The organism is Trebonia sp., from assembly GCF_049794275.1.
Taxonomy (GTDB): Bacteria; Actinomycetota; Actinomycetes; order Streptosporangiales; family Streptosporangiaceae; genus Trebonia.
Genome location: NZ_JBARCR010000639.1, coordinates 1 through 2,643, shown reverse-complemented (window position 1 = coordinate 2,643; position 2,643 = coordinate 1). Strand labels below are relative to the sequence as shown.

2 protein-coding genes and 1 pseudogene are annotated in these 2,643 nt (G+C 74.0%); 1 reads left to right on the top strand and 2 read right to left on the bottom strand.

The features are described 5' to 3' along the window. On the top strand, nt 1-887 hold an 887-nt coding region (locus tag WA805_RS17225), incomplete at its 5' end, for a patatin-like phospholipase family protein (protein WP_425242837.1). Between the two features lie 38 nt (nt 888-925). On the opposite strand, the gene WA805_RS17220 is transcribed toward WA805_RS17225, so the two are convergent. Continuing rightward, the gene (locus WA805_RS17220; RefSeq protein WP_425242836.1) at nt 926-2,296 is read right to left on the bottom strand and encodes a pyridoxal phosphate-dependent decarboxylase family protein; all 1,371 of its coding nucleotides are present in this window, start codon (nt 2,294-2,296) and stop codon (nt 926-928) included. Beyond that, a pseudogene (locus WA805_RS17215) lies at nt 2,283-2,643 on the bottom strand (hypothetical protein); the annotation flags it as partial. The gene WA805_RS17220 and the pseudogene WA805_RS17215, both read right to left, overlap by 14 nt.

Sequence of the window (2,643 nt, the reverse complement as noted above, 5' to 3'; positions counted from 1 at the left end):
TCGCCAGGCTCGCGCGCATGATCACCGGCACGGCGTGCGGCGTGGTACTCGGCGGCGGCGGCCCGCGCGGTTTCGCGCACCTCGGCGTGCTGCACGCCCTCGAGCTGGCCGGCGTGCCCGTGGACGTCGTCGGCGGGACCAGCATCGGCGCGGTGATGGGCGCGCTGTGCGCGCAGGGCCTGCCGCACGCGGAACGGGTCGAGCGGGCGCTGCGCGCCTTCACCCGCAGCGGCCCGCTGATGAGCCCCACGCTGCCGCTGGTCGCCCTGTCGTCGGGGAACCGGGTGGACCGGCTGCTCGCCGAGCACTTCGGGGGCACGTCGATCGAGAACCTGCCGGTGCGGTTCTTCTGCGTCTCGGCGAACCTGACCCGCGCGGAGGAGGTCATCCACGAGCGCGGTGAGCTGTGGCGGGCCATCCGGGCCAGCCTGTCGCTGCCGGGCATCTTCCCGCCGGTCTATTACGACGGGGACCTGCTGGTCGACGGCGGGGCACTCGACAACGTGCCCACCGAACAGATGCGGGCGCGGGTCGGCGGCGGGACCGTGATCGCGGTCGATATCTCCCCCGCCGTCGAGCCGATGATGGTCGCCCCGTTCGGGCCGGGGCTGTCCGGCTGGAAGGTGCTCGCGGACCGGCTCAACCCGCTGAGCCCGCCGCAGCCGGTGCCCAGCGTGCTCGACATCGTGAGCAGGGCCACCGGGCTGTCGGGCACCAGGCACCAGCGGGTGACGCTGGGCGGCGAGCACGTGGACCTGCTGCTGCACCCGCCGGTCCCGGCGATCGGCGCGTACGACTTCAAGGCCGGTGCCGCGCTGATCGAGACCGGCTACCGGCACGCGGCCGAGGCGCTGGCGGACTCCGGTATCCCCGGCCGTTTCCGCTGAGGTTCCGCTGCGAAGTTCTTTTGTCCGGAACGGGCCCGCTACTTCGCCGCGTCCCGCAATGACTCGAGACTGCGCCGCACGTCCTCGTCGGTGGTGGACCAGTTGGACACCGAGATGCGCAGCACGGACTTGCCGCGCCAGCGGGAGCCAGACATCCACGCGGTGCCGTCGGCGAGCAGCCGGCGGGTGACCTCCTGGGTCCGCTCGTCGCTGCCGAAGCTGGCGCACACCTGGGAGAACACGACGTCGTTCTCGACGGTAGCGCCGTCGATCCCGGCGATGCCCGCGGCGAAGCTCGCGGCGTGCCGGCAGTAGCCGTCGACGAGGGCCGCCAGGCCGGAGCGGCCGAGGGCGCGCATGACCGCCCACACGGGGACGCCGCGGGCGCGGCGGGAGACTTCGGGGACGAACTCGAACGGGTCGCCCGCCGCGTCCCTGATCAGGTACTCCCCGTGCATGCCCATGGCGGCGCGCAGCGCGGCACTGTCCCGGACGATGGCGATGCCGCAGTCGTAGGGGACGTTCAGGGTCTTGTGCGCGTCGGTGGTCCACGAATCGGCTGCCTCGTAGCCGGCGACGAGGTGCCTGGTCCGCGGGGACGCCGCCGCGAACAGGCCGAACGCGCCGTCGATATGCACCCAGGCGCCGTGCCGGTGCGCGGCCTCGATCGCGGGACCGAAGGGGTCGAACGCGCCGGAATGGACGTTGCCCGCTTGCACGACCACGATCGCCGGGCCTGACGGGGTCTCCGGCCCGGCGGCCAGCGCCGCTTCGAGTGCGCCGGGGTCGATGCGGCCCTGGTCGTCGGCGGCTACGACTTCGGGCGCGCCGAGGCCGAGGTAGCGCAGCGCCAGGTCGACGGTGTCGTGCCGTTCCGCGCCGACGAGCACCCGGACCCGCGGCGCCCCGGTCAGCCCGTCGGCGGCGACCTGCCAGCCTGCCTTGTGCAGTACCGCGTCCCGCGCGGCGGCCAGGCAGGTGAAGTTGGACATCGTCGCGCCGGTGACGAAGCCGACCCCGCTGGCGGCGGGCAGCCCGAGGACGTCAAGCAGCCAGCCTTTCGCCACGTTCTCGACTGCGGCCAGCGCGGGTGTCGGCAGGAGCAGGCCCGCGTTCTGGTCCCAGGCGCTGACCAGCCAGTCGGCGGCCAGGGCCGCCGGGTGCGTGCCGCCGATGACGAACCCGTAGAACCGGCCCGACGGCATCGCGGTGAGGCCGGGCTCGCAGGCACTGGCGAGGAGGTCGATGACCCGCGGCGCGTCCGCCGGGCCGTCCGGCAGGGCGGTGCCGAGCGCGGCCGTGACCTCGGCTACCGACGCGCGCGGCGGGACGGGCCGGGTAGCGAGGCTGTCGAGCCACTGCGTCGCGTAGCCCGCCGCGCGGGCGAGCGCGATGTCACGATCTGGCATGGTCCCAAGTATGCGCGGCCTGCGGTTCCCCGGTGGCTGCAGGACGGCCCCTGGCGGCACCGACCGCCAGCAGCCCGGTGAGGACTGCCGCCGCCACGGCGAGTACCGCGAAGGTCCCGGGCTTGCCGAACACCTCGTTCAGCCCGTCCATCGCGTACGGCGCGCAGAAGCCGAGGTAGGCCAGCACGTAGTAGCAGGAGAGCACGGCGCCGCGGTCGGTGGCGTCGCTGAGCTGTTCGGCCTGGTGCAGGCCGCAGACGAGGCAGAGCCCGTAGGCGAGACCGAGGAGCACCGCGCCGAGCCCGGCGAGCACCCGGTCAGGGCCGGCGACCGCGACGGCGCTGACC